A 25,842-nucleotide genomic window follows, 5' to 3' on the forward strand; every position below is an offset into this window, starting at 1 on the left:
GACTCAGCGGCCGCACGTGCATCCGGCGCCCAAATTGCCTCGCAGCAATTGCGCTCTCAGGACGTCACTGCCCTTGGTGGCCACCACTTCGCCAGGCAGAACGCCGGCGATGATTTCGACAAAACCGTCCTGCTTCGAACCCGGGCGAACGGACCGGGTAACAAAGAACTTTGGTCGGTCCTCTTCAAAGAATCTTGCGTCACGCACAAAGACCACGTGGCCGTCACCGTCCCACTGCAATGCGGTTTCGGGAACGACGATCGAATCGGGCTCCTGTCGCAAGATGATTTGGCCCAATCCGAACGACTCGTTGCGCAAACTTTGGTCCGGGTTTTTCAGTACCGCACGGACCGCGACGGTGCGTGTGGTGGGATCCACGTCGGTACTGATCCAGGTCAATTGTCCTTCATGCGTCTTGTTTTGACCGTCGGGGCGATAGCGAACGGTTTGGCCCAGATGAACCCATTCGGCCTGTTCAGCGGGAACTCGCAAATCCAGCCAAACTTGACGAGTGTCGACGACGCGGAAAAGTTCATTGCCACGATTGACCACTTCGCCGACATTGGTGCGAAGGTGCGTGACAATGCCTTGCAGCGGAGCGGTGACGGCGATCAGATTGGCCCCGGATAGGTCTTGCGACGAGGCATCATCGGATTCCGGGCGTCCCAGACGGCGGACGGCCATTTTTGCCGCTTCTAATTCAAGCGTTCGAAAATGATCGATATCAACGGCCAAGCCCAAATTGGCCAAACGCCCCGCCGCGTCGTCGACATCGGCACGGGCTTGCTGGAGTTGATTTTCACCATCCAGAATTCGCTTGCCTGAAACGGCGCTGCCGGCCAACGGACGCAAGCGACGAAGGTTGTCGCGACAGAAATGTTCGTGGGATAGCGCCGCTTGCAATTCGGCCTTGATTCGTCCGGCTTCCGCACAGTCGATAATCCCCAGCGTCTGGCCTTGTTCGACCCACTGCCCGATTTGGACAAAGATGCGACGGACCGTGCCGTCGGCCGGTGGCGACACCTGAGCCAACTTGGTTGCGTCGTACCGAATGACTCCTGACGCATCGATGGATTCGACCACGGTGCGGCGGGTCACCGGTTCAACGTCCACGCCGGCTTTTTCCATTGCCTGCATCGAAGCGGATTGGATGCGGACACCGGCGGTCTTGCTGATCGGCAGGTTCGTCGATCGTGGCAAGGACTGGAGCGCGCGATCGGCACGCCGCAGATCTTGATTGGTCACTTCGGCGGGCGGCGATAGTTCCGCCAGCGTCGGATTTTCGAAAACGCAACCGTGGACGCCGTGCGTTGTGCAATACGCTAATGACGGTGCGTCGTCCAGCAAGTTTGGCCGACAAACAATACAGATGTCTTCCGGGACACCGTGACTGGCGCACCAATTGGCCATTGCATCGGGCTTCTCATTTGCCGTCAGCGTTGAAAAACTTGGCAACGTCCATCCGGTGGAATGTCCGTACCAGCCCAAGACGCCCAGCGCTGCGAAGACGCATGCCGTGGGGATCCAGTTGGTGGCTTTCCAAACAATCGCGCGGATCGATGTCGCGGGACGTTCCAGCGAATCGGACGGCTTGGGATCGGACACAAAAACGGTGGGCGGCATCACGTTGTCTCCGTGAGCGGTACGTCAGAAATCGCCGGAACGTGACATTCCGGCGCTGCGTGCATGTCCGAATTGACGTGACGTCTTCCTTGGTCACCGTGGGACCAGACGCCAGGGACAGACACGAGTAGGAATCGACAAAACCAAAACAGGTTTGATCGATCGCTACAAACGCAATGTGCACTGAAGTAGCAAGCGGTCTTTCCCGCCGATCGACGGGCCCACATCATCCATCGAACGTCGAAGGCGTCGCTTGCAAGGCATGATCGGATGGCCCAAAACATCGTTGCCGACGATGAATTGGAACAGGTCCGTCGGACGTGTCGATGCCACCACCGCGTCGGGCAGCAGAGCCCCATGACAGATGCAGTCGTGACAATCACCCGGGCAATCCAACGGTTGCGGATCGCCGGTCTTGTCGACCAATTCAACAGCCGGGGCGGCGTCACAACCACAGCAACGGTTGCAAGCGAACGCGGCACCGGCGGGTGCGTCGGATCCGATACCGAATGCCAAAGCACCATCCACCGTCGCGGCACAACAGCACCGATCCAATGCCGGACAAGCCAGCACGATCAGGATCAGGCACAGATGCAGAAGACGTTCGATCAAGTTGCGAGAATTCGGTGCGGGGAAACGGGAGATTCGGAGCGGGGGGCGATGCGTCCGCTGGACTGGAGGCTACTGACCGGGCGAGGCCGGGCACCGGTGCTGTACAAAAATTCGCCAAGCAAATCGTTGCACAACGAGCCGCAGCGAAACGATCGTCGTCGCCTATCGCGCCCATTGTTGAAGCCGTTCCCGGCCAGGTCAACTTCGAAATTCATGACGGATCACTCCGGCAACGGCGGGTCGGTGAATTCCGCAAGCGTTTCATCCTGCGTTTCATCCACCAACGAACCAATGATCGGAGTGCTTTCGATTCCGTCATCACTTTGGTTGACCGTCGAAGCCAATTCAAGCGATTCGACGTGCGTCGACAACGACGGGTAGGTGTATTGCTCGAAAGTCTGCAGAAAGTTTTCTCGTAACTCCTGTCCGTGTTCCCGGTCGATCACGTTCTGTTCGATGGCTTCATCAATCGCGACGCTCAGCCGATCGCTCAGGTCCGCGACGTCGTACTGCATGTACTCCAAAACGCGTCCCACGGTGTCACCACCGATCGCGGCACAGATCACCGGGCCACCGTCTTGGAACTCGACATGGACCGCGTTGGTGTCGCCGAACAGATTGTGAAGATCTCCCAAGATTTCTTGATATGCTCCCACCAAAAAAACGCCCAGGCGATACGGATTGCCGGGAATCAAACTGTGCAACCGCAGCGTCTGGCACCGCTTGCCCCCGCACACGAATTCATCAATCTTTCCGTCGCTGTCGCACGTGATATCCCCCAGAACCGCGTGACGCGTCGGTTCTTCCTGTAAACGATGGATCGGCATGATGGGAAACAGATGCTCGATCGCCCAAGCATCGGGAACCGATTGGAACAACGAAAAGTTTGCAAAGTAGGTGTCCGACAGCATCCGGTTCAGCGATTTCAACTCCTCCGGCATCTCGGGCAATTCACTGGCCAAGTCCCGCACCTTGTGGCAAAGTGCGAAGTAGACGTTTTCGGCCGCGACGCGTTGTTCCAGCGGCAAGTAACCGCCGCTAAACAGGTTCATGCAAAGGTCCAGCGAAACCTGCGCGTCGTGGAACGATTCCATCAAATTGTCCGCATTCAGGTGGCTGAACGCCCACCACAAATCATGAACCGGCTGTTCATACGACTGGGGTGGTGATGTGCCTTCGCCATCGGGTGCGGCCGTTGCGCTGGCCCAGTCCGGCAGTTCCGGTGAACCTTGCGCAGCAACGCCCAACGTGTCAAAGACAAGCACGCTGTGTTGGGCAGCCACCGACCGCCCGCTTTCGGAAAACAGTTCCGGATGCGGGACGTCCGATTCATCGCACACCGTTTGGATTTGGTACACGATGTCGTTGGCGTATTCCTGCATCGAATAATTCATGCTGGATTGTGAATCCGATTTGGATCCGTCGTAATCGATTCCCAAACCGCCGCCGACGTCCAGGTGACCGAGTGCCGCTCCGCGTCGGTACAGATCGGCGTAAATCCTGGCGGCTTCCAAGATCGCGGACTTCAATTGGCGGATGTTGCCTATCTGGCTGCCCACGTGGAAATGCAACAACTGAAAACAGTCGCCCATTCCCATTTCCAACAAGTGATCCAAACACTGGGTGACCTCCGCGACGGTCAAGCCGAACTTGCTGCGGTATCCGCCGCTGGCTTGCCAACGCCCGGAACCACGGGTCGCCAGTTTGACCCGGATACCAATCCGCGGACGCACGCCGGCAGCATTCGCCAGACGCAGCAGGACGTCCAACTCGCTTCGTTTTTCGATCACCGGAAAGACTTTGCGGCCCAGTCGCTGGGCGGACAATGCCAGGTCGAGAACCGCTTCGTCCTTCACCCCGTTGCAAACGATCGGTGAATCCGGCGGTGACATTGCGATGGCCGCCAACAGTTCCGCTTTGCTGCCGGCCTCGATTCCGAATCCCAGTTTGGCGCCGGTTTCGACGATTTCCGCGACGACGTCTTTTTGTTGATTGACCTTGATCGGAAAGACGCAGCGATAGCGATTTTGGTACTGGTGGTCGTCGATCGCCTGGCGAAAACACTGGTCCAAGCGGTGCAAGCGATCACGCAGGATGCCGCCGAAGCGAACCAGGATCGGCAGCCTCATTCCGTCGGCCACCAGCGATTCGATCAATGCGTGCAGATCGACCGAAGCCTCAGGGTTGCGATCGGGCGATATCAATACCGTGCCGTCGGGCGATACGTGAAAATAGTCGTCGCCCCATCGAGCGATCCCATATTCGTCCACTGCGTTTTGAATCGACCATGCGGTACCGATGGATTGCGTCAATGCACCAAAGCCTTTGGGGAATAACGGCGGCGGTCATCCAAAAGATGGGACGACCCAAAGCGCGCACAGTATCCAAACGACATTTGATTTGGTCTAGCAGCGATTCACCAGAATTTTGAGGTCTTTTGGGGGATCCATCCGTGTTCCACCCCCATCTCGCTAGGACGAGCCTGACGACGCAATCTTTGCTTCCACCACCGCATCCGTTTCCGGTGCTGTGTCGATCAAGATCGCATCAGTGTGATCGTGCGTAGGCCGGTGTCGTCCCGGTCGCACCCGTTTGCCGTTTAGCAGTGTTCCGATGGGTGTGTACCGAACCAGGTGCTGGTAACTGATCAGCAAGACCGCGGAAGTCACGACGCAAATGATCGGCAGTTTGATGTAGGGCGATAAGTCCCAATCGCGGACCCACGCCTGGACCAACAAGATGACCGGCATGTGGGCGACGTACAGCCAATACGATGAATCGGACAGATATCGCATCGCGGGGCTGTGGGTGTCGCAATAGCGACGAAACAGTCCCATCATTCCGATCGACATCAACCAAGCATATCCGGCTTGGCATAACAGACCGACCATGCGATGCGTCTGGTTTCCGGATCCGCCCCAGGTTAGCCCGACAGGAAACAAAATGGCTAACGAAACCAGCAACATCGCCGGCCAGTGCCGCGACAATCGGCCCGGCGTGTCATTGACGCGGTAATAAAACGCGCCGAAGAAAAAGAACACGGCGTAATAGGCAAGCACGACCGGCAATGGCAGCAAGCCGATCGACGTGTCGGGACCGAATTGGCCCGCATTGCTTTTCATGGACGCTTGCAGGAGCGCGGTGACCGGCACCACCAGCGCGATCACCCAAAACGCTGATGCCGCCCACGTCGTCGGCAACTTCAATGGCAGATGTCGATAGACCCACACACTGATCACAAATCCGACGACTAGAAAACACAGGAACCACAAAAACCATAGATGCAGAAACACGGGTACGAAAAACAAGGCGGCCAACAATGCTTGCCATGTCTCCTTTGCTTGGTCGGCTGATCCCGCTGGCGTTGCTATGTCGTCAGACTTTTCGGGAATCCACTGGGCGATTTTCTCGCGCCCGGCTTGCACAGCTTCCTGCTTCACAGGTGCTTTGACAAAGCCGGCGATCATTTTGGTCAGTGACCAAGGTGCCTGCATCACATTCGCCGGAGTCTCTCCCTTGTAGTTCGCCAAGGTCGGGTCGGCACCATTGCGGATCAAGACCTCCGCGACATCGTCACGCCCCAGGAATGCGGCCAACAGAAAGGGTGTCGCGCCGTCATCGGACCGTGCGTTAACGTCATGGCCGTCGTCGATCAACGCCTGGACGCGGTCGGGCTGGTCCATGATCACGGCCGCCCAAAGGTTGTCGGCGCTGGCGTTGGCATCGGCGGGTTGCTGGACAAACGCCGAGACGATCCACACCGACGGGATGATGGTGATTAAACCCAAAACCAAAGGTAGAAAAATCCGCCGGAATCGATGCCACAACAACGCCGGGATGCCGCGTCGTCGAAGCAACATCATTGTGAAAAAACCGCTGATCAGAAAAAACAGCGGCATGCGAAAGCCATGAATCATCGACAGAACGACGCCGAATCCGTCGGCCTGCCGACTGTCTTGCACCGCCCAGCCCGAGGCCACCGGCAAGAATGAAATCATGCCGTGCAACACAATGCCCAGCAGCATCGCAACGGCTCGCAAAGCATCCAGATCATGTCGCCGCGGATCGGAAAGGACGGTGGCTTTCGACATGGCACTGATGATGATTGATTGGGCGGGGCGACGGCGGGGAATGGCCGGATCAGGATCCGGTTGTGACCCGACCCGGACAAGTGTGGCCCCAAACGTTACCGCTTTCGCCGGGACCGAATGAATCTTGGCAATCCGGCCGATCAAAATTTGCCCAGCGTTGATCCGACAGGCTTCGGATGCGAATCCGTCAACGCAAATTTGTGATCGATCTGGACCCGACGGCTATTTTCCGCCTTTCAGTTCATCATGCAGGTATTTCGGCAACGGGCTGGTGGTCGACCATCCGCCGTCGACGACGATGTTTTCGCCGGTGATTTGGCCCGCCCGCTGGTCCGCCAAAAACAAAGTGGCATAGGCGACGTCACCCACGTTACCGACGCGGCCCGATGGGCACACGCTGGCCCAGCCGTCGGCGTATTCCTGGTCTTCGGACGTGCGCTCGTTCAACGTGGCGCCGGGCGAGACGACGTTGACGGTGATGCCGTGTGGCCCCAGTTCATCGGCCAAGGAAATGGCTAGGTGGCGGATCGCCGCTTTGGTCATGCCATAGGAACTGGTGTGCGCATGGGACTGCATCCCGCAAACCGACGACATCAGTACGATGCGTCCGGCGGTTTTGGCAGCAATCATCTGCTTGGCGGCTTCCTGCACGCTGAAATAGGTGCCGCGCATATTGACGTTCATCAAGTAGTCAAACTCGTCGGGCTGTACCTTCAAGAACGGGGCAAAGACGGTGATGCCCGCATTGGCAACCATCACATCCAGTCCGCCGTGTTGGTCACTGAAATCGCGCACATGGCCCTGGATCGCTTCGACATCGGCCACGTCGCATGGGTAACCAGTGATGGTCGCGTCGGGGTACTGGGTGCGAAGCGTTTCGACAGCTTGGGTCGTCGTTTCTTCGCGCCGTGCGTTCAGGCCAACGATGGCGCCTTGGTCTATGAACTGACGACAGATTTCGTAGCCGATGCCGACCGATGCGGCCGTGACAAAGACTCGTTTATTTTCAAAACGCAATGACATCGTGGGCGTGAAAGGGGTGAAGCGATGAAGAAAGCAAGACCCGGCCGCGACCGACCGCCGACGTCATGATCTTAGCGACGATCGACCGGCCTTGCCCACGCCCTTGACGTTTACCGTGTTCCAGTGAATCCAGTTTTAAGGACGCTGGACCAGGTACCACAGCGTCTTGTATTTCGGACCCAGCTTGATCCCCGATCGATCGCCGGCCAAGCGAACCGGTACTTCGGTTTGCGGTTCGCCCGACGCCGAAAGCGATGTCACGTTGACCTTTCCAGGAATCACCACCGACGCGCTGATGCCCTCGGCGATCGTTGGTGCGTCGCCCCAGTCGGTGCCCACACTGGTGCGAGATTCATTCCACCGCATGCCGGTGTTTTCAACGCGGCCGACCAGAACCAGCAACATGCGTTTGGAGGTTTCGATCGGCCGGTTGTCCAGCGACGCTAGTCCGAACGACGCATATTTTTTGTCCAGGCCCCGAACGATCAGCGAAACGTCACCAAGCTGGATCGTGCGATCGGCCAACTGTCCGACAGCAGCACGCACCGTGGGGGCATTGACGACAAAGGTCGCCGGGCGGGCGACGTTGTTGTCACCCGTTTGCCAACGGACTTGATTCGTCGCTGCTGCGGCGTCGGTGACGGTTGTCCGGTGGATCACGGGCGCGTCGGTGTCGCCCACTTTGACTTGCAGTCGGTGATTCATCAGCCCATCGTCTTGCGCCCCCGCGGCGGACCAGTGATCGCTAATCGATTCATCGGCGTGCGCCGCATCGGTCGGGATCTGCAATGTCATGGATGTCGCTAACGGGCGGACTCCGCCCTGACGGAAAATCTGCTTTGCGATGGGCAACCACACCAAGTGCCCGGGGTGATTGGCCAATTCGAAGTACGAATCAATGCGTGGGACTTCCGGCGTCTCCGATGAATTCATGTATGAAAACTGATAGATCGCATCCCAATCCTGCATCGCCGCGACCGACGACAGGATCGGAAACATTTCGACCGCCGATTCGTTCGGCGCCGGATGATTGTATTCACTGACGCTGAACGGCATCGCCGCGACACGATGTCGGGCGATCAGGCCGATCCGGCCGCCGTCGGGCTCGCCGATCATGGATGTGTTTTCGATCGTCCAATTGGACGGGTCCCAAGGCCGTCCCGGAAATCGTGGGTGCTGCCAATACCCGTGCATGTCGATGAAGTCGGACCAGCGCGATTCACGCAGGATTCCGGCAGTTCTGCCGTAACTGGCTTGGGTGTTGATCACCATCGCCTGAAGTCCAAGATCGAGCTTCAGGAAGTCATGCATCATGACGTGATAACGCTGTTCGGTATCCATCAGGAATCGCAGATAGTCCTGCTGTCGTTGCACGGTATCGACACGTCGTGTCAGCCGGACATTGCCCTTGGCGATGCTTTGCGATTTCGCGGTTCCCAAGACTCCGCCGGGACGAAGTGATGCACCGGAGACCCAAACCGATCCGACGTCATTGCCCATCACCCAACCGACACGACAAACGTCTTGATGACTTTCGGTCGCACGAAACGGCAAATCAAAACGCTGCCATCGCGGCGTCAGTTGCACGGCCGTTTCCAGGCCCAGATGATCCCAGGGATCGATCGCCAGCCGGGCTTCGGGACGGATGGTTCGCGGTCGATCACTCTTTGCCCAAAAACTGAAAGTGTACAGACGCCCGGCTTCCAAGCTGATTCCGCGTTGATTCAGCTGGAAATGCCATTCTTCGCTGCCGGGCCGGGTGAGTTCACAGTGAATGCTGAAAGATTCGCCCTCTGGCGCGTCTTGGCTGGTTTGAATGGTCGCTTCGGCCGGCGCGGGGGCCTGCAAATTCCAAGCGTCTAATTCGCGGCCGGCAACCGGTTGGGCAAGCATCGGTGCACCCAGCGGTTCGTCGACTTCGCCCCAAGCCCGACGTGCCTGGTCGATGTCGTCGTATCTCGCCGCCAACCATCGATTCCATTGCTTTTGAAGTTCCGGGCCCCACGGTTCGCCCTGATCCGCCAGGGAATCCCAGGGGGCGGTCGTCAGGCTGTTTTCGTTGTTGATCTCCACGCACAGGATCGCCGGTTCTTTCGTATAGGTTGTTCCCGTGTAGGGGTTGCGATGCGTCAACAGGTCCTTGGCATACTGTTTTTGAAGTTGGATATAGGGGCCATAAAAGTTGTCCAGGGCTTTGCCGTACCGAAAGGCCCGTTCGGTGTTCCGATTGATGCCGGGGTAATCGCGAGATACGTGCAAGTTCAGATTGCTGTAGATCCCGTTCTGTTTCAGTTGGGCAATCAGCCAATCCAGTCGGTCCAACTGATCGTCGTCCAGTTGTTTGTGACCGCGATCCCAAATGCCACGAGGTGCACTGGCGTTGTCCATGTGATGGAATCGAACCACGTTCACGCCCAATTGCCCCAGACGTTTAGCGATTGCCGTCGCATCGTTCTTGTCGGGGAATGCGCCGCCAAAACAAAGGTTGGTACCGATGAAGCGAATGCGTTCACCGTTGCCGTCGACGAAGTGTCCATCGGCGACCGTCACCCGCCCCGGCTGTCCGGCCGGGACGATCGAATCATCGTTGACCAGGAAGTCAAGCTGGTCATCGACGGCCGACATGCCAAATTCAAACCAGCCTTTGGGTTCTTGGGCGGAACCCGGCATCCAGCTGCCCAGGAAGACCAACGCCATCATCAGAAGTATTCGCAGTGACGCGATATACCAAACCAACGGATGCAAGAATGAACGAAAGGGTGACATGTGATTGCACCGGAGAGTCGGCTGGAGGGAATGGGGTGGGCATGCGGCCGGATCATCCGATGTCGTCGGATGCGATCCGCCGGCGTTCGACATGATCAAGCCAAATGATTTTCGGCCGCGATCATGCTGGGGCCCATTTATGATGCGTCACCGAGACCTTGATTAGGAGGTCGGCGGCGAAAAATTGGGGCCGACTGCGACGGTTTGTTCGATCGTCGCGTCCACATCGGTGCTCTGATCGATGAAGCGGTGCCACCATTCTTTCGCGGCATACTTGTCCCAGCGTGACGCGTCGCCGCACTGGGCCAGTGCTTGGTCCAATTCGTCGGCGTTTTTGGGGCGACCGTCCGGCGATTTTTCCAGGCACCACATCAGGGCACGCTCCAAGCCGTCGTCGACGGGGCGCCCCATTCGTTGTGAGGGTGATTCGGGGCTCTCACGGACGTGTTGTTGGCACAGTTCGACGATGCTTTGACCGCGGAACACATTCGTGCCGGTCAGCATGTAGTATCCGACCGCACCGACGGCATACAGGTCGCTGCGGTGATCCAAAGGTTGGTGTTGAATTGCTTCGGGTGACATGTACAGCGGCGTGCCGGTCAGCGATCCGGCCTGAGTCATTTCGCGGTCGGAATCTTGTGGCTTGACCAATCCGAAATCCAACAACTTGACGAAATCCGCCATGCCGCCACAGCGGGTCAGCATGATGTTGGCTGGTTTGACATCACGGTGGATCAGCTTTTGTTCGTGGGCTTCGGCCAAAGATCCACACAGTTGACGCAGCAGATAGATGACTCGCCCGGCCGATTGTGGGCCGAACCGACGGATCAAATCATCCAAGCTCAGCCCGTCCAGATATTCCATCGCGTAATAGAAAATGCCTTCGGGCGTTCGACCGTAATCAAAGATCGCGATCGTGTTGGGATGCGTCAGGCGGCACGTCATTTGAACTTCGCGTTCAAACCGTGCGATGGCCTGTTCGTCATGACGATCGACGTTCAGCAGCTTGACTGCGGTCGGACGGTGCAGCATTTGATGGTGGGCACGATAGACTTCGCCCATCGCACCGGCACCCAGTTTTTCATCCAGTGAATATTGCCCTAGGCGTCGTGCTTCGACCGCCGCTTCGCGACCCTGACGTTCCAGTTTGGATGCGTAAAAGGTCAGCCCGAACAGTCCGGCGGTGACCAGCACAAGTAACGCCGTCAAACCCAGGAAAGCAATCCGAAGTGATTGCAGCGACTGGAATGCTTCGGAGGTATCGAATTCCGTTCCCACGCCGATGTCGAATTCGTCCAACCACGTCCACGCGCCGATGACACGGACGCCACGGTAATCGCGATATCCACCGACGTTCAGCCCTGATTCCCCGGTAGTCGCCGACTGGGCAAGCGCGGTTAACGGTTGCTCGTTTCGTCGAAGCTTGGGGCGATTGCCCACGGTCATGTCGACGCCGGGATCACGCAATTCGATGTTCAGCAACGACCGAACGTGAGGGCTGTCTTCCAGCAAGCCGATTTCCTTCAACGTTTCATCAAAGCGGCTGGCGGTGACCATCAGACCGTCACGATTGAACGCGTAGGTTTCCCCGGTTCGCCCTGACCGTGCGACTTGCAAGATCTTCGAAAACTCATCTTCCGGACGAATCCGCAGGCACAGCGCGGCCAAGATTTCGCCGTCATCTTGTTGAACGGGCGCATTGATGAACATCACTGGAACACCCGCACGGATTTCACCATCGATATCGGGCATGGCCAGGATGCTTTTCATCGGCGGCAGGTAGTGCGTTTCGCCGGCGAAGATGGGGTCAAATTGGGGCAAGGACTTCTGTAGCAACTCCGTATTGCCCACGGCCCCCTCAGTGTCGCTGGCCAACACCAAACCTGTGCGATCGACCACCATGTAGCCCTGGACGTTTTGGGTTTCCAGCCAATCGTCCAACAAATCGCTTAACGTGCGTTGTTCGGCCGCGGACAACAACGCTGCGGTACGCTGCTGTGGCGCAGCAGCATCGGCGACCTGCTTCAAGCCACTCACCAGGTCCAATACCCGTTCGTCATGGCCCAAAGATTCCGCGTCTGCTTCACGGACGTCCAGCCAGATTTTCAGCGCCGCCACATCGGCGTTCAACAAGGCTTGTAATTGCTGGGCCAGCGTGTGTTCGACTTGGCGTTCGACGTGACGATGGGTGAACCAGCCGACCAGGAACAAAACCACGGCGGCGACCAGGGGCCATGTCCACAGACGGCGTCGGGTGAACACCAAGTTGGAAAGCGCCGATGTCGCCACGTTCTTGATGCGTGAAGCACGAGATCCCCAGACGGATTGCTTGGATTGGGAGACATCGCTGGCGAAGGAGGCAGAGTTTTTTGGGCCGCTCATGATTCATTCTGGCAGCGTCCGAGGGCGAACCGTGCGAAACGCTTTGGCAAGGCTGTTGGGGCTGTTCAATTTTTGGCGGGGGAAAAGCCCCAGATTCGGCTGACAAGGCATGCCAATCGTTGGCACGTGCGATGGACTTGCTGGGTATTTTGAGCCGAATCCGCGGAAAACGCCATGCTCAAGAACAAGCTGTGCCAGCGGTACCCGCGTGACGCAATTGGAAAAGCGCGTCGTCGGCCACTCTTAACCGGCGACTGACTTCACGTCCCAGGTTCATCATGATCATCGCGTACTGTTCGACGTCGTTGCGCAACAGGATACCCAAGGATCGGGTCGGAATTTGGATCGTTTGGCAATCCGATTCCGCGTAAACGCTGGCCGAACGTGGACAAAAATCAATCAACGCCATTTCGCCAAAGCAATCGCCGGGACCCAGGTGGCCCAGAACAAACGTTTGGTCGTGCCAGATCCTTTGAACGGTGACGGATCCCGATTCCAGGATATAGACACAGTCGCCGCGGTCACCTTCGTGGAAAAAATAATCACCCGCGGCAGTGTGTAATTGGGTGGATTCACTTAGCAAAAGTTGCAGCGATTCCGGTTTCAATCCTCCAAACGCGGGCATTTGGCGAAGCAGTTCGACGCGGTCATCAGACATGGCTCGACTCACCTTCAAATCGTTGGAATCAAGACGCGATCGTATCGGGCGGAACCGTTCATCGTACCGAGCCGATTCATCGCAGTGGTTGTCAAAATCGACGATCTATGTCGGCTCGCTGGGTCACAACCGATTTTGTGGTGCCTATTCTGACGTACAGATTGGGGCACCTTCGTCGTATTGCCAGCGAATCACCAACGATCGGTTGAAAACGTCGACCGAATCGTCAGCACGCCAATGGCACTTGCAATCGTGGGCAGTTTGATGGAGGACGCGATGGTTCCGCAGCTCAACCGACGGTCGACGGCGACCAAACGTGTCGCCAGCGCAAAGATCGATTCGCCAAAGCTTTTTTACAGGGGGACGACCGATAGCCAGGTCCGCGTGGCGTCGCGGTCATCACCTGTGGTGCTCGGTCTGGTTGCCATCGTGGTGTCGTGCGTTTCCGCAGGTCGACCGATGGCGGCACAGCGTCCCGAGCCGCACCAAGACGTATCGGTCATTCAAGACGAACCATGGGCCGTCTTTCGAACGCCAGGTTTAAGTGATTCCCAGCGGTCACCTTTCTATCGGGTCGAGGTCCAAGGACAAACGGCGGATGTCTATGTCACGCGACCGCCGGCGGGCGACGGGCGAACCGACGGCGCGGCCTTTGATCGTGCCGATCGGCGATCGTTCAGTTTTGCGACTTTCCAATGCGGCAAAGCTGTGGATGTGAGGGTGCAGAAGGTGAACGGGACGTTTCAGAAGGTTCGGTTGCGTCCAAGTCGAAAGGTTGGCGTCGACTTCGACATTCTTCAGCAAGATGCCCAGGCCGGATGGGTCAAGATTCGCGTGCACAAGCCCGGTGCGAAATTTTCGGTGGAGTTCATTGATCAGCACTTTCGCCAGCGCCGGGATATACCACGCGATGCATTGTTGTTGTTTGCCGACCCGATGGATGACGAACGCCAGCAATTCGTCGGCGGTCCGGAAACCAACGACGGCGATATCGGGGTTGTGATGCCCGGGGCCAGTCTTGCTTCTGTTGAAAACAAGCCAGTGGTCGTCTTTCAGCCCGGCGTTCACCGGATCGGCGATTGGAAGGTGCCCCGAAGCGTTCAGCGGATTCATCTCCAAGGCGGCGCTTATGTGATGGGGGCCATCGATGCAAGATCCGTGGATGGTTTAACGCTGACGGGATCCGGGATCTTGTCCGGCGAAGACTTTCCATGGCGCGCACAGCACGGTTCAAACGAACCGGTGATGCATGACCCGTGGAAGACGTCCATCAAATTGGTCGACGTGGGACCCAATTTCACGATCCAGGGAGTCACTCTGGTCAACGCACCCCACTTTGTTTGCAATACGTTTGACCATGGCGGCACAATTCGGAACGTCAAAATCCTTGGCAGTTGGCGATGGAACAACGATGGTTTCGACGTGCCACGAAACGGCATCGTCGAGGATTGTTTCGTGTCAGCCTTTGACGATGCATTCAAGCTGTATCACGACCATGCGATGGTTCGAAACTGTGTCGTGTGGCAAATGAACAACGGCGCCGTTTTTCAGTTGGGGTGGTTCGGGAAAACCGTTTCCGATGTGCGTGTCAGTCACATCGATGTGATTCATACCGAGTACACCGGCACCAATGAAAACTGGGGCTTGGTCAGCATGGCCCGTCACGACGGAGCCGGTGTGATCGAAGACTTTGTGTTCGAAGACATCGTGATGGAAGGTCCCGTTGCCCGGATGATGGGACTGCACTTGCACGAATCACCAAGGCAGAAAGTTCGCGACATGCGATTTCGCGATATCACCGTTGACCGGTGGTTGGACCCGAGCGATTACCACAACATCGCGGAAACCGGCAACGTGCCTTCGCAAGCGGATCCGTCGGGGGAGACGAATGTCGTCGGTGGTGACGTGCAAGGTTTGACTTTCGAACGTCTGCGGGTGGCTGGCGAGTTCATCAACCAGCAAAACTCTCAAACGACGGGACGATTCACTGTGATCGGATCGCCAGAGATCAGCTTTGCATCGGGTGGGGCTTCCGACGATCATTCGAAGTCGGGAAGTCGCGATGCGCGGCAGCATTGAAATCCAATGTTGATGTCCCGCTGTGTTCAGCGGGTTTGGCACGCGGGATGGACCCGGGATCGCCAAACGATATGATCGGCGGCCAGGACTTGGCTTGCTGCACAAGGCATCGTGCCGACGGCGCGGCTCCGGCTTTCGCAGCAAGCGTCAGACTTTTTGTTAACGATCGTCAGCAGGCAATCGGATGAGTGATGGCTCGGTTTTTCGTGGATGCATTCCCGCTCTGATGACGCCCTGTGATGAACAGGGCAAGCCAAATTTCGATGCTTTGGTCGGTCACGGCAAGCGGATGATCGATGCCGGAATGTCGGGGGTCGTTTACTGTGGATCGATGGGTGAATGGCCCTTGTTATCGGATGCACAGCGGCAAGACGGTGTCAAAGCACTGGTCGATGCCGGAGTTCCCGTAGTGGTCGGGACCGGCGCGATCAGTCCCGCGGTGGCCGCGGATCACGCACGTCATGCCCAACGTGTTGGTGCAGCCGGGCTGATGGTCATCCCGCGTGTGCTTTCGCGCGGGACATCGGCGGCCGCACAACGGAGTCACTTTGCCGCTGTACTCGCTGCAGCACCCGATTTGCCCTCGGTCATCTACAACAGCCCCTACTACGGCTATGAAACGAAAGCGGACTTGTTCTTTGAGCTCCGTGATCGTTTCGCGAACTTGGTGGGATTCAAGGAATTCGGCGGTGCCGATTCACTTAGTTATGCCGCCGAACAAATCACCAGCGGCGACGACGGTTTGTTGTTGATGGCAGGCGTGGATACCCAGGTCTTTCATGGGTTCGTCCGTTGTGGTGCCGACGGTGCAATCACGGGAATCGGAAACTGTTTGCCCGATGCGGTGTTGCGGTTGGTCGATCTGTGTCGAAAGGCGGCCGCCGGTGACGTCCGGGCTCGTCGCTATGCCAAAGAACTGGATGATGCCTTGGCCGTCCTTTCACGCTATGACGAAGGACCCGATTTAGTGATGTACTACAAGTACTTGCTGTATCTGCAAGGATTTCAGGAATACCGAAATCATCTTGAGCCCACCGATGGATTGTCGCCCAGGCAAGCCGCGTTTGCCGAGTCTCAGTTGCAGTTGTTCCGGGCATGGTGGGATCAATGGGTCCCGCAATGCGACGCTTGATTTTGCGGACGCCATCGCCGCGGGGGGGCGGGGCCTTCGGCGGCGTGAGAATGATTGTGCAAAAATCAGCTCCCGCATGTTCGACTTTGGTGTTTCGATGGACCATCATGGGGCGGGGCCTTTGATTGGCTCTGCGGGGTGCTATCGTTTCTAAATCTGATGGGGGTCCGTGCCGAGTCGCTGGATGATCGGGTGTAGCCGGCGATGGATTCCTAGTCAGGCAAACGGACATGACATTGCAGGGCTGGCATGACCCGATCGGAAAACAAGACGCTGGACGAGGTGATTGCTGCGTATCTGCAGCGGCTGGAATCGGGGCATCATTTGGACCCCGAGGAATTCGTCCGTCCCTGGCCTCGCCATCGTGATGCGTTTCTGGGATTCATTCGAAGGGCGAATCCGGCGAACAGTGCGGGCGATACCGAGGCCGGTGACTGGTCCCATACCGGTACGGAACCGAGTCTTGGTGGGGATGCCAAAGACCTGACCGCTCACGATAACGCCGCGGAACCGCCGTCCGATCCATTGTTAGTGTCGGACGAATCCCGTTCATCGTCGCTGACCGGTGATGCATCGACAGAGATCCACGTCCGGTCCGGACGTCCAGACGTGGTGGGCGAATACCGGCTGGAACGTTTGATCGGCCGGGGCGGAATGGCCCGGGTTTATCTGGGACGCCGCCAATCGGATCAGCATCCCGCCGCGGTCAAGGTGCTGGACGCCGTCGCGGCCGCGGATGAAGTGTTGGTACAGCGATTTCGGCGTGAAGCGTCGGCGATCCGATCACTGGATCACCCACACATTGTGCCACTGCTGGACTTCGGATCCGACGATGATGCGTCGTATCTGGCGTTGAAGCTGATCGATGGTTGCACGCTTGCTGATTTGGTATCGGCGATGCGAATCGCTGATCCACGATTGCAGAATGAACCCGATTCGGAAATCCAGTCTGGCGGTTTGTCGACGGTCGGGACGATGTCTGTGGAGATGCCATCCACGTCCGACGGACGCGACCAAGGAACTGGCGAAGCATCCATTCACTCGGGTGCAATGGATGGTTTTCGTTCGGACGCCATGGCATGTTTTACTGCGTCAGCGAAACACGGTGACCGTTTCCAGGACATCGCGGAAATGATCGCGGTGGCGGCCGATGCGTTACAGGCGGCCCATGATCAGGGAATGGTACACCGCGATGTCAAACCATCCAACTTAATGTTGGACTCCACCGGGCACCTGTGGTTGACGGATTTCGGACTGGCGTCGCTGGGGGAAGCGCACACGGTCGTGACGCAGACGGGGCAAGTGATCGGGACGCCGCACTACATGAGTCCCGAGCAGGCAGTGGCCGATCAGGGTCAGGTCGATCACCGAAGTGATGTCTATTCACTGGGGGCGACGTTGTACGAATTGGTCACCGGTCGGCGTCCCCATCATGGCGATCGGTTTCGCATCTTGATGGAGATCAGCGCCGGTCGGTTTCCGCCACCGTCGAAGGTGTTGCCCGACGTTCCCCGGCCGTTGGAAGCGATCATTTTGAAGGCGATGCAGCGAATGCCGTCGGATCGCTACCAGGCCGCCGCGGACATGGCCGCTGATTTGCGACGATTTGCGGCGGGAACGGCGACCGTCGCGCGGACGCCCGGCCCTGCCGATCATGCGATTCGCTGGGTGGTGTCCAATCCGAAAGCCGCGCTTGCCGTTGCGACTCTTACCGCGACCATCGTGCTGGCCGTGATTGCGGCTCAGTACCTGATGGGCCAACGCCTGGCGAGGTTCAACCGCGAACTGGGGACGGCCAACGAGACGCTCGAACGCACCAATGCCGCGCTGGCCAAAAGCAATTTGGATTTGGATCAGAGCCAGCGGCGGTTGCGGCGGCAGTTGTATGTCGCCGATGTCGCGGCCGCCTATCGCGCCTACGATCGTGGCGATTTCGATGCCGTGGAGCAACTGTTGGATCGTCACGACCCGGATCGTGTCGGGATGGCACCGGGGACCTATGATCCGCGCGGATTTGAATGGCGGTTGTTGCGGACCATCACGCATCGCCCGGCACCGTTGCGGATCGAAGCCGATCCAAAGGGGGTGACCGAGATCGCGGTCACCAGTGATGGGCGTCAACTGGTATCGGTCGGGAATTCCGGGGACGTGGCGATTTGGAGTCTGGCCGATGGGCCCTCGTATGGGCAACTGATTCGCCGACATCCGATCGGCGGGCGTCTGGATGCCATCGCTGTTTCGCCGGATGCGAAGTGGTTTGTTACTGGACGCAATGTGCCGTTAGGAATCAACTCGGTTCAGGTGCATCGCATGGACGATGGCGAATTGATTCGCCGACTGGAAGGCCATGGCTATTCCGTCGAATCGGTTGCGATCTCGGCCGATGGGCAGTTTGTTTCGACCGCGGGACGCTATCACAAGGTGAAAGTGCACGACGCCGAAGGCAACGTTATCGGCAGCGGAATGGCCGAATCCCGTAACGAATCAATGGCCTTTGCACCGGACGGTGAAACACTTTTAACGGCCTTTCGCGAAACCGATGAAACCACCGGTGATTTGGTCGGATACAGCATCAAGATGTGGCCGGTGTCGGACATGGATGCGGCGACGAAGTGGCGAACCGAGTTGGACAGTACCTCATTTGCGTTTTCAGGCGATGGCCGAAGGATCGTTGTGGCGAACAACAATGACTTTGCTGTCTATGGCTGGCCCGACCGTAAGCAGTGGAAACACCATCGCGGCATTCGCGGACGACTGCGTTGCATCGCGCTGGACCATGCGGGGCAACACGTCGCGGCGGGCTGTGACAACGGCCTGGTTTATGTGTGGGACCTGAATCGTCCGCTGGATCGTCCGGAAGTGATCACGGCCAGCGATCGCCGGATCACCAGCATCAAATTCATTGACGCCAATACGTTGGCCGAAGGTGGCGAAGACGGCGTGATCCGTATCCACCGTTTGAATTTGTCTCGCCAACCGTTCCGGTCCATTGGGGACCCGATGATCAATATTGCGGCGGTGAACCCGGCGGCGACGCAAGTCTATACAAGGCTGCAAGAAGGCGGTGTCCAGAAGTATGACTTGTCGACCTTGGAGGTCACCGAGGTGGCGACCGATGACGACACACAGCGGAATTCGATCGATGTGTCCAGCGATGGCCAATGGATGGCGGTGGGCTGTCAGGGACGCGTCGTCGTCCAATCCGTCGACGATCAAAGCGTGATCGCTCGGTTGCCGATCGTTGGTCAGCCCCAGGAGCCGGATGCCGTCCGGTTCACCAATGACAATCGGTACCTGTTGTTGTTATTCGACGACCATCTGCGGCGTTACCGAACATCCGATTGGACCGAACAGGAACGGGTGACGGGGCCATCGCCTGGTGCCAGTCGGGTGATCACGCTTGATCGACAAGATCGGTACTTGGTCGTATCCCAAGAATTGTTGTGGTGGATCGATTCGGAAACGATGCGTTTGGTCGATCAACGTCCCAGCCAGTACGGCAACTACTGCAGCGCGGCGCTTTCGGCTTCACAAGAACTGCTGGCCGTTGGGCATCATGACGGCACCATCGAACTGCTGCGGACATCCGATGGTTCCCAGCGTCGCTTGATGCGTGGGCATCGTGACAGCGTTGACGGACTGTGTTTCATCGAAGACGACCAGACGTTGGTTTCCGCCTGTTCCGGCGGAACGCTTCACTTTTGGGATGTGCGCAGTGGTCGCGACCTAGGCTTTCTGAAATTCGAACATCGCCAATCCGATCGCTTGTTTTTCAATGAACCGTTACAGCGTCTGATGGTTTTTGGCTTCAACTATCCGTGTAAAGTGCTGGCCGTCGATCCCTTGTTCGCCGGCGATTCATTCACCGCGAAGGCGGCCCCAAAAACCGCGATGACACCCGCACCGCGTTGATCCCGATGACGGCTCACTGACGCCTTCGTGGCTTATCTACGAATAACCGGCCACTTACAGAGGTTCCGTTACAATCGAAGGCTCCGGCGACCTAACCGCGAAGTTTTCCCTTCCTGCGGATGCGGATGCGGATGCGGATGCGGATGCGGATGCGGATGGATAAAGCATTCACGCCGTTTTAGAGTTCCCCAACGACGGCGAACCCTATTTCTACGCATATCGACGAATGATTCTGAACGTCAACGCGTCGGATGCCGTGACCGAACCACGCAAAAACCAGCGATCGCGAGGTGTTATGATGTCGGACTTTCCGTCGATCGCAGTCGTTTTTGCCAAATGATCGTGGATGAAACAATAATCGGGGCAGTGCTGAACTTCATTGAGAATCGGAATCATCCGTATGCTTCACCGTCGACATCTTCACGTCCTGCAATGGTGTTTGTCCGCGATCCTCATTTTGATTGTTGCAGGAAAGAGTGCCGACGCACAAATTCGCTTCGACAAGAACTTGCTTAGGAATGATGACGCGTGGTTTCAATCCGATGTCGCTCGGGAAGTCGCCGACAATGTGATCCAATATCAGTCGCCGCAAGGCGGTTGGCCGAAAAGTACGGATTTGGCGAAGCCACCGCGTTCTCCCGATGACATTCCACGGCCCGGCGACGGTCGTGCAAACAGTCTTGATAACGATGCCACCACCGTGCCGATGCAGTTTCTGGCTCGGATGGCGCATGAAACCGGCGACATTCGGTACCGAGATTCATTTCTAAAGGGTGTCGACTATCTGCTTGCCGCTCAGTACCCGGGCGGCGGCTGGCCTCAGTTCTGGCCGCTGAGGAAAGGATACTACTCACACATCACATTTAATGACGGGGCCATGATTCGCGTCATGCATTTGCTTCGTGATGTGGCGGATGGAGAAGCTCCCTATGGATTTGTGGATGGGATGCGACGACGCAAGGCAGCAGAAGCTGTTCGGATTGGCATCGAATGTATTTTGAAGTGCCAGGTGGTTTTCGATGGTGTTCCCACGGTGTGGTGCGCCCAGCATGATGTCAAGACGCTGGCCCCGGCGCAGGCCCGCAGCTACGAACATCCATCGCTCAGTGGTAGTGAAAGTGCCGGCGTGTTGATATTTCTGATGAGCGTCAGCGACCCAACGCCCGAGATGATGCGGGCGGTCCAGGCCGGCGTCGAGTGGTTCGACTCGGTAAAGATCGAAGGCTACCGCTACAACAAAAGCCAAACGGGTCTTGCACTCACCAAAGATCAACAGGCCGGGCCACTGTGGGCCCGTTTCTACGAGATCAAATCGAATCGTCCGATCTTCAGTGATCGCGATGGAGTGATCAAGTATGACATTCAGGAAATTGGAGACGAGCGGCGCGGCGGATACTCATGGTACGGAAACTGGGGCCAGAAGGTCGCACAGAAGTATGCCCAATGGCCTCATCGCGAGGGTGCGAAAAAACGATTGCGATCGCGATCCAGGCGTATCCCAGAGCACAGCGGTGCCAGCGGCTATCGTTGTCGCGTGATCGTATCGACCGACATCGGTGGCACGGATCCGGACGACTTTCAGTCCATGGTTCACCTACTTGTCTATTCCGATTTGCTTGATCTTGAAGGGCTGGTTTCGTCGCCATACGGCGAAGGCCGGATGAAGGACATTCTTGATGTGATCGATTGCTACGAACAGGATTACGAATGCCTTTCAAGCTATTCGGACAAATACCCCAATCCGGACATCCTGCGTGCGATCACAAAGCAGGGAGAAATCGAGCGTGCTCCCTATGCGGGCGTAAGACGGCCAACCGAAGGGTCTCGCTGGATCATCGATTGTGCCCATCGAGATGATCCTCGGCCGCTTTATCTCCTGGTCTGGGGTGGGCTAGAGGATGTCGCCCAAGCGTTAAACGATGCGCCGGAAATTTTGCCAAAGTTGCGTGTTTACTGGATCGGCGGCCCCAACAAAAAGTGGTCTCCAGATGCTTATCAATACGTCGTTGATCATCACCCGACGCTATGGATGATCGAATCCAATGCAACGTATCGCGGCTGGTATACCGGCGGCGATCAATCGGGTGTCTGGGGCAACGAACAATTTGTGTCCGAGCACATCAAGGGCATCGGCGCGCTCGGGAACTTCTTCGTTCGGCAGAAAGCCGACATCAAGATGGGCGACACACCGTCGGTCGGCTGGTTGCTTAACGGTCGTCTCGAAGACCCAAGTCACCCCGGCTGGGGAGGCAGGTACGTTCGGGCATGGAAGCGGCCCAATCTGAAATTGAATCGTCTGCCGAAGGAGTCTGATCGATTCCAAGTCTTCGGGATTCTCGAATTAGTGATACCCGCTGGAGATGCGCCGCCAGACGCAAAGGCGACTTTGATAGTCGAGAATCAGCGTCTGATTGGGCATTTGGCTGACGACAGGACGATGCGGTTTCGGTTCTGTCCAAAAGCCGCGAAACAATACTCGTTCCAGCTCGAAAGCACCGTGGCATCACTGGACGGTTTAAGAGGGGCAATTACGGCCTGTGCACCCGAGCCCTCGGTTGCCGCACGTCCTGATACCAGGCTGCCAAATTGGTGGACGGACGATCTGGCACCATCTCTGGCGGAAGGCCCGCACAGTGGGGCAAAGACCGTCAGCCGTTGGCGAGAGTCCTATCTCAGCGACTTTGCCGGCCGCATTCTTCGCTGTCAGCGACCAGTCCCAGTAAACTCCGCCGAGCTTGCGCCATGAATATACGAAAACTTACGATTCTGATTGCACTTGTTGTATGCCTTCCAGGCGTCCATTGGGACAATTTCGTTTCCGCTCAGGACTCGCCATCTGCCGATCGCCCGATGTCTTTTGGTCGAACGCGTGTCTCGATCAACGATGGGTGGCGTTTTTTTAAGTACGCCGATGCAGAAGATGCCGACGCTCTGATCTATGACGTTCGGCCAGAAGTCACCGACAAAAAGGACGACCGGCCGGCTGACACGGAACCAACCGAAGCAGAAAAAGTCGCGGCAAGTGATCAAACGCTGAAGCCGTGGATTCTTCCGTCGGGAAACGCATTTGTTTCCAGCCCTGCAAAACGAACGCAGCGCCCGAACGGAAACCCGGGCGGTGGTTTTCCGTTCGTCCAGAATTCGTTCGACGACAGCGGTTGGAAGTCCGTTGATTTGCCGCACGACTGGGCGATTGCCGGGCCGTTCATGAAAGGCTGGGATGTGCCAGTTACCGGCGGAATGGGCCGACTGCCCAGCCCCGGGGTCGCCTGGTACCGCCGAAAACTCAGTATCCCTGACGGTGATCGCGGGAAATCAGTCTTTCTGGATGTTGACGGTGCGATGTCGTACGCGATGGTCTGGGTGAACGGTCAGTTGGTCGGCGGTTGGCCATTCGGATACTCGTCTTGGCGGCTTGATCTGACGCCTTACCTTCAGCCGGGCGACGACAATCAATTGGCGATTCGATTGGACAACCCACCCCATTCGTCGCGGTGGTATCCGGGCGGCGGGCTATATCGCAACGTCTGGCTAACAACAACTCAGCCGGTCCATGTCGGTCATTGGGGAACTTTTGTTCGGACCCCGGAGGTCACCGAAAACGCTGCGAAGATCGATCTGAAAATTGCCATCGACAACGACGGTCGGCAGGCCCAACAGGTGGATGTGTCAACGCAGTTGTTTGAACTTTCGGTCGATGGCAACAAGGCAGCATCCCCAATCGCGGAGTTTGAAAAGTCGAGGACCAACGTTGCTGCGGGAAGCTCGGTCAATGTTGAATCTTCCGTGGCGTTGCCAAATCCAAAGCTGTGGGGACCGCCACCAACTCAAACTCCACACCGATACGTTGCCGTCACCACGCTGTCGGCCGATGGCCGACTGGTGGATACGTACGAAACACGTTTTGGAATTCGCAACCTTGAATTCGATGCTAACAAAGGCGTGCTCGTTAACGGCGAACACATTCCCATTCGGGGAGCGAATCAGCATCACGACCTCGGGGCACTCGGGGCCGCCTTCAATGTTCGTGCTGCGGAGCGACAATTGGAATTGCTGCGGGAGATGGGCTGCAACGCGATCCGCATGGCTCACAACCCGCCGGCGCCGGAACTGTTGGAACTGACAGATCGCATGGGCTTTCTTGTTGTCGACGAATTGTACGACGTGTTCGCTCGCAAAAAGACGCCGCTGGACTTTCATCTGATTTTTTCCGATTGGCACGAACAGGACTTGCGGTCGTTGATTCAACGAGATCGAAACCATCCGTCGGTCATTCTGTGGAGCACCGGAAACGAACTCGGCGAACAGTACACGGGCGCCGCTGGGGCAAAATTGGCCGCCAGGATGCGCGATATCACCCGGGAAGAAGATCCCACTCGGCCGATGACGGCGTCGATGAACTTCGCCAAGCCGGATATGGCGTTTTCAGAACCGATGGACGTGATCAGCCTGAACTATCAGGGCGAAGGCATTCGCAACGCGCCCGCGTATTCGCACCTCAAGGGGATCAACACGCCGCCCCTCTATCCGGCTTTCCATGAAAAGTATCCCGACAGGCTGATCATTAGCAGTGAAAACGCAGCCGCAGTCAGTTCGCGAGGTACCTACCTGTTTCCGGTCGCGGAAGGAAACAGCGCACCGGTTGCAGACGGAGTCGGCGGCGATCCGAAACGACAGTACGTGAGTTCCTATGAGTTGTACACGGCACCCTTTGGGTCATCGGCTGACAAGGTCTTTGCGTCTCTTGAAAAACATCCCTACGTTGGTGGCGGGTTTGTCTGGAGCGGTTGGGATTACCTCGGGGAACCAACCCCATACTACGAGGCTCGGAGCTCGTACTTTGGCGTGATCGATCTGGCCGGGTTCAAGAAAGATCGGTTCTACCTGTATCAGTCTCACTGGCGACAGGATTACCCAATGGTGCATGTTCTGCCACACTGGACGTGGCCCGATCGCAAGGGCCAAAAGACGCCGGTTCACATTTTCACGTCCGGCGATGAAGTAGAGCTTTTCCTGAACGGCTCGTCACTCGGCAGGAAGAAAAAGCAGCGGTACGAATACCGCCTTCGGTGGGACGACGTCGTCTACGAACCCGGCGAACTTAGAGCCGTCGCCTACAAGAACGAAAAGGCATGGGCATCCACGGTCGTCAGGACCGCAGGCGAGCCCGCAGGAGTGAAGATCACTGCTGATCGCAAACGTGTTCACGCGGACGGTCGGGACCTTAGTTTCATTACGGCAAGGATTGTCGACGCGCACGGCACGACTGTTCCCCAGGCGAACCACCAATTGACATTCCGCGTCGAAGGCCCCGGACACATTGCCGCCACCGACAATGGTGATCCCACGTGTTTCGTCGCCTTCCCGTCAGCCACGCGGCCCGCCTTCAACGGTTTGTGCCTTGCCATTGTTCGCACAAAGAATGGTGAACCTGGTGAGATTCGCGTGACGGCGACCACCAAGGGTCTGCCCCTTGCCTCGGTCACGATTGCTGCTGGGACAAAATAAGAAGCAAAGATGCTTCATGCGAATCAACCCTCGTCGAATTGAACAACCGACTCATC

Annotated in this window: 13 protein-coding genes; 5 read left to right on the forward strand and 8 right to left on the reverse strand. The window is 57.4% G+C overall.

Annotated elements, in window-relative coordinates:
• Nucleotides 1-3: 3 nt before the first annotated feature.
• The 8 genes from Mal65_RS03235 to Mal65_RS03270 form a co-directional block, all read right to left on the reverse strand.
• Nucleotides 4-1,623, reverse strand: coding sequence for an efflux RND transporter periplasmic adaptor subunit (locus Mal65_RS03235; RefSeq protein WP_145293602.1), 1,620 nt, complete (start codon nucleotides 1,621-1,623; stop codon nucleotides 4-6).
• Between the two features lie 165 nt (nucleotides 1,624-1,788).
• Nucleotides 1,789-2,235: a hypothetical protein gene (locus tag Mal65_RS03240; protein ID WP_145293604.1), complete on the reverse strand. Its 447-nt coding sequence runs from the start codon at nucleotides 2,233-2,235 to the stop codon at nucleotides 1,789-1,791.
• A gap of 221 nt (nucleotides 2,236-2,456) precedes the next feature.
• Nucleotides 2,457-4,547: a biosynthetic arginine decarboxylase gene (gene speA, locus Mal65_RS03245; protein ID WP_145293606.1), complete on the reverse strand. Its 2,091-nt coding sequence runs from the start codon at nucleotides 4,545-4,547 to the stop codon at nucleotides 2,457-2,459.
• 159 nt (nucleotides 4,548-4,706) lie between these two features.
• Entirely contained in the window at nucleotides 4,707-6,326 is a 1,620-nt protein-coding gene (locus tag Mal65_RS03250) for an acyltransferase family protein (RefSeq protein WP_145293608.1), read from the reverse strand.
• Between the two features lie 222 nt (nucleotides 6,327-6,548).
• Nucleotides 6,549-7,349 (reverse strand): SDR family NAD(P)-dependent oxidoreductase, encoded by an 801-nt coding sequence (locus Mal65_RS03255; protein ID WP_145293610.1) that lies wholly within the window; start codon nucleotides 7,347-7,349, stop codon nucleotides 6,549-6,551.
• Between the two features lie 135 nt (nucleotides 7,350-7,484).
• Entirely contained in the window at nucleotides 7,485-10,115 is a 2,631-nt protein-coding gene (locus Mal65_RS03260) for a carbohydrate binding domain-containing protein (protein ID WP_165701036.1), read from the reverse strand.
• A gap of 162 nt (nucleotides 10,116-10,277) precedes the next feature.
• Entirely contained in the window at nucleotides 10,278-12,497 is a 2,220-nt protein-coding gene (locus Mal65_RS03265; RefSeq protein WP_145293614.1) for a serine/threonine protein kinase, read from the reverse strand.
• 178 nt (nucleotides 12,498-12,675) lie between these two features.
• Nucleotides 12,676-13,155, reverse strand: coding sequence for a Crp/Fnr family transcriptional regulator (locus tag Mal65_RS03270; RefSeq protein ID WP_145304602.1), 480 nt, complete (start codon nucleotides 13,153-13,155; stop codon nucleotides 12,676-12,678).
• A gap of 237 nt (nucleotides 13,156-13,392) precedes the next feature.
• On the opposite strand from Mal65_RS03270, the gene Mal65_RS03275 reads away from it, so the two are divergent.
• The 5 genes from Mal65_RS03275 (at nucleotide 13,393) to galB (ending at nucleotide 25,786) form a co-directional block, all read left to right on the forward strand.
• On the forward strand, nucleotides 13,393-15,234 hold the full coding sequence (locus Mal65_RS03275) for a glycosyl hydrolase family 28 protein (RefSeq protein ID WP_145293616.1): 1,842 nt from the start codon (nucleotides 13,393-13,395) through the stop codon (nucleotides 15,232-15,234).
• Between the two features lie 184 nt (nucleotides 15,235-15,418).
• Entirely contained in the window at nucleotides 15,419-16,366 is a 948-nt protein-coding gene (locus Mal65_RS03280; protein WP_145293618.1) for a dihydrodipicolinate synthase family protein, read from the forward strand.
• A 249-nt stretch (nucleotides 16,367-16,615) separates the two neighbouring features.
• Nucleotides 16,616-20,278 carry a WD40 repeat domain-containing serine/threonine-protein kinase gene (locus tag Mal65_RS03285; RefSeq protein ID WP_145293620.1) on the forward strand — a complete coding sequence of 1,221 codons (3,663 nt, stop codon included), beginning with the start codon at nucleotides 16,616-16,618 and terminating at the stop codon, nucleotides 20,276-20,278.
• A gap of 400 nt (nucleotides 20,279-20,678) precedes the next feature.
• On the forward strand, nucleotides 20,679-23,024 hold the full coding sequence (gene pelA / locus Mal65_RS26905) for a pectate lyase (protein WP_196784525.1): 2,346 nt from the start codon (nucleotides 20,679-20,681) through the stop codon (nucleotides 23,022-23,024).
• A gap of 104 nt (nucleotides 23,025-23,128) precedes the next feature.
• A complete protein-coding gene (gene galB, locus Mal65_RS03300; RefSeq protein ID WP_145293622.1) occupies nucleotides 23,129-25,786 on the forward strand; it encodes a beta-galactosidase GalB in 2,658 nt (885 codons plus the stop codon).
• The last annotated feature ends 56 nt before the right edge of the window (nucleotides 25,787-25,842 follow it).

This window comes from Crateriforma conspicua, from assembly GCF_007752935.1.
GTDB classification, from domain to species: domain Bacteria; phylum Planctomycetota; class Planctomycetia; order Pirellulales; family Pirellulaceae; genus Crateriforma; species Crateriforma conspicua.

Excerpts from the sequence above, each read along its gene's own strand:
- Mal65_RS03235 (WP_145293602.1), bottom strand. The coding sequence starts at position 1,623 with ATGCCGCCCACCGTTTTTGTGTCCGATCCCAAGCCGTCCGATTCGCTG.
- Mal65_RS03250 (WP_145293608.1), bottom strand. The coding sequence starts at position 6,326 with ATGTCGAAAGCCACCGTCCTTTCCGATCCGCGGCGACATGATCTGGAT.
- Mal65_RS03255 (WP_145293610.1), bottom strand. The coding sequence starts at position 7,349 with ATGTCATTGCGTTTTGAAAATAAACGAGTCTTTGTCACGGCCGCATCG.
- Mal65_RS03260 (WP_165701036.1), bottom strand. The coding sequence starts at position 10,115 with ATGTCACCCTTTCGTTCATTCTTGCATCCGTTGGTTTGGTATATCGCG.
- Mal65_RS03265 (WP_145293614.1), bottom strand. The coding sequence starts at position 12,497 with ATGAGCGGCCCAAAAAACTCTGCCTCCTTCGCCAGCGATGTCTCCCAA.
- Mal65_RS03270 (WP_145304602.1), bottom strand. The coding sequence starts at position 13,155 with ATGTCTGATGACCGCGTCGAACTGCTTCGCCAAATGCCCGCGTTTGGA.
- Mal65_RS03275 (WP_145293616.1), top strand. The coding sequence starts at position 13,393 with ATGGCACTTGCAATCGTGGGCAGTTTGATGGAGGACGCGATGGTTCCG.
- Mal65_RS03280 (WP_145293618.1), top strand. The coding sequence starts at position 15,419 with ATGAGTGATGGCTCGGTTTTTCGTGGATGCATTCCCGCTCTGATGACG.
- Mal65_RS03285 (WP_145293620.1), top strand. The coding sequence starts at position 16,616 with ATGACCCGATCGGAAAACAAGACGCTGGACGAGGTGATTGCTGCGTAT.
- pelA (WP_196784525.1), top strand. The coding sequence starts at position 20,679 with ATGCTTCACCGTCGACATCTTCACGTCCTGCAATGGTGTTTGTCCGCG.
- galB (WP_145293622.1), top strand. The coding sequence starts at position 23,129 with ATGTCTTTTGGTCGAACGCGTGTCTCGATCAACGATGGGTGGCGTTTT.